A 2,772-nucleotide genomic window follows, 5' to 3' on the forward strand; every position below is an offset into this window, starting at 1 on the left:
GGCGGTACCCACTTCGACGGGCTGAGCGGCGCGTGTCCCACGGTCGTCCGGCCGATGCAGTCCGATTTCCTGACCGCGTTCGACCGGCTCGTCGCCTGGACGCAGCACGGCGTCCGTCCCGAATAGGCGCTCGTAATACGCCGCAGGGCCTTCCCGGGTGCGGGAAGGCCCTGCGGCGAAAGCGGTCAGTACGGCAGGAGGCGGCCCGATGGGGTCCGCAGGTCGGGCTGGCTCGGTTGACGTGGGGGCCTGGGGCGTTTGATGAGCTGCTGCCGTGCCATGTTGATCATCTCCCCCCGCCGGGCTGGATCTAACCCGGCGATCGAGCCGATGTCGCGCTGCTCTAAGTAGGACGCCTTCACCCTGCGCGAGGTTCGCCGAGCTTATGCGACAACCTCTGCCCGTTCGACCGATTTTCGGTCGGGCGGGCGTTGCGGAGTGTGTCCGGACGGCCATCAAGTCCAGGTCAGGACACGATGTCGCGGCTGCGGAAGCGCCGGAACGCGAGCGCGAAAAGAACGGCGGCATAGGCGATCGAGACGGCAGCGCCCTTGGCCATGCCCGTCCAGGCGATCTCGGGCTGGAGGGCGTCCATCCACGCGTACATCCAGTGCGTCGGGAGGAGGTCGCGCCAGGCGCCGAGCGCGGTGACGGCGTCCAGGATGTTGCTGACGATCACGAGCCCGACCGCGCCGCCGACCGCGCCGAGCGGCGAGTCGGTGGTGACCGAGAGCAGGAACGCCAGCGCCGCGACGACGAGCTGCGCGACGAGCGCGTAGCCGACGATGATCGCCATCCGGCCGAGCGCGGTGCTCACGGGGACGGTGCCGCCGGTCGGGAGCTCGACGTCGCCCCAGCCGAACCCGACGGTCCCGGCGAGCAGCGACATCAGCGGCAGGCTCACCACCGCGACGACCGCGTACGACAGCGCGACGATCAGCTTCTGGCGCAGCAGGCGGCCGCGCGGCACGGGCGCGGCGAGCAGGTAGCGCAGCGACGACCAGCCCGCCTCGCTCGCGACCGTGTCGCCGCAGAAGAGGGCCACCGCGACGACGAGCAGGAACCCGGTCGAGACGAACAGCGTGAACAGGGCGAAGTTCAGGGCGCCGGACGTGGCGACGTCGACCAGGCCGGGCACGCCGCCCCGGTCGGGGTCGCCGCCGACCTTGAACGCGGCGACCAGCACCCACGGCAGGACGAGCAGGATCCCGAACGCGACCAGCGTCCGGCGGCGCCGGAACTGGCGGACCGCCTCCACCCGCAGCGGAAGCGTCCGCCGGACGTCGTACGCGGTCGCCGGGACGAGGACGGTTCCGGTTTCGGGCGGGCTTGCGTGCGCGGTCACGAGGTCTCTCCGATGATCTCCAGGAAGGCGTCCTCCAGGCGGCGGCCGGAGCCGGTGATCTCCGCGACCGGGCCCGCGGCGACGCGCCGCCCGCCCGCCATGACGACCGCGTGCGTGCAGGTCTGCTCGACCTCGGCGAGCAGGTGGCTGGAGACGATGACCGTCCGCCCGGCCGCGGCGTACCGGACGAGCACCTCCCGCATCTCGCGGATCTGCGGCGGGTCCAGGCCGTTGGTCGGCTCGTCAAGGACGAGGAGGTCCGGTAGCCCGAGCATGGCCTGCGCTATGGCGAGGCGTTGCCGCATGCCCTGCGAGTACGTCCGGACGGGACGGTCTAGCGCAGACCCCAGGTCGGCTATCTGCAACGCCTCGTCCAGGTGGGCTTCGTTCAGGGGACGACCGGTGGCGCGCCAGTAGAGGTCGAGGTTGTCGCGCCCGGTGAGGTGTGGGAGGAACCCAGGCCCCTCGACGAACGAACCCAGCCGCGCCAGGACGGGAGCGCCGGGGTAGACGCGGTGACCGAAGATGCGCATCTCGCCAGAGTCGGGATGGATGAGGCCCATCAACATGCGCAGGGTCGTCGTCTTTCCTGCGCCGTTCGGGCCGAGCAGCCCCAGCACGTGGCCCTTCTCCACCCGGAACGACAGGTCGGCGACGGCCAGATGGCCGTTCTTGTACGCCTTCGTCAGGCCGGTTATCTCCAGCGGGACGTCGCTGTCCCGCTCAGGGCCGGGGCGACGTCGTCCAGGAATGAGGATCAGCAGAGCGAGAGTGATGGCGGCGACCGGGAGAGCCCACACCCACGCCGGGAGGGGCGTCGGCGCGGTCGTCAGCGCCGGGACGGTCGGGACCGCCAGCGGTGACACCACCCGCACCTTGTACGACGCGGGTTTCGCCGGTGTCGCGAAACCCAGGTCGGTGGTCGCGATGACGAGCCGGAGCCGGTGGCCGCGGTCGAAGCGGTAGTCCATCGCCGGAAGCGCGACGGTCACGTCCCGTCCGGGCGACACCCGGAACGGCGCGGCCAGCCGCCGCGCCAGCGTCGCCGAACCGCCGCCGCTGCCGGGCGCGACGTCGTACAGCTTCGCGAACAGCGGCCCGTCCCCGTCCACGCGGAGCCGGACACTGGCCGCCCCCGTCAGCCGGACGGCCCGCTCCAGCGGAGGCGTCTCGAACACGGCGAACTGCCCCGGCCGCTCGCCCGGCACCTGGCGGCCCAGCGCACCGGCCGAGCCGAACGCACCGTCGGAGCCGAGCGAGCCGAGCGCCCCGAGGCCCGGCACCGCGGAGATCGCCGCGGGTGACCCGCCCGCCGGGTTGTAGATCGTCTGCTCGCCGCCGCCACCGCGACCGCCGCCACTCAGCGGCAGATGCACAGGCTCATGGGAAAGACCCGGGTACGTCCGCGTCGACGCCTCGTCCACGAC

At 72.0% G+C, this 2,772-nt stretch carries 2 protein-coding genes; both read right to left on the reverse strand.

Going from position 1 to position 2,772, the window contains the following annotated elements:
• Nucleotides 1–466: 466 nt before the first annotated feature.
• A complete protein-coding gene (locus E1264_RS41770) occupies nt 467–1,345 on the reverse strand; it encodes an ABC transporter permease subunit (protein WP_132182989.1) in 879 nt (292 codons plus the stop codon).
• Nucleotides 1,342–2,721 (reverse strand): ATP-binding cassette domain-containing protein, encoded by a 1,380-nt coding sequence (locus E1264_RS41775; protein WP_243711503.1) that lies wholly within the window; start codon nt 2,719–2,721, stop codon nt 1,342–1,344. The genes E1264_RS41770 and E1264_RS41775 overlap by 4 nt, the downstream gene beginning before the upstream one ends.
• Nucleotides 2,722–2,772 lie beyond the last annotated feature (51 nt).

It is taken from the genome of Actinomadura sp. KC216, from assembly GCF_004348535.1.
In the GTDB taxonomy this organism is placed as follows: domain Bacteria; phylum Actinomycetota; class Actinomycetes; order Streptosporangiales; family Streptosporangiaceae; genus Spirillospora.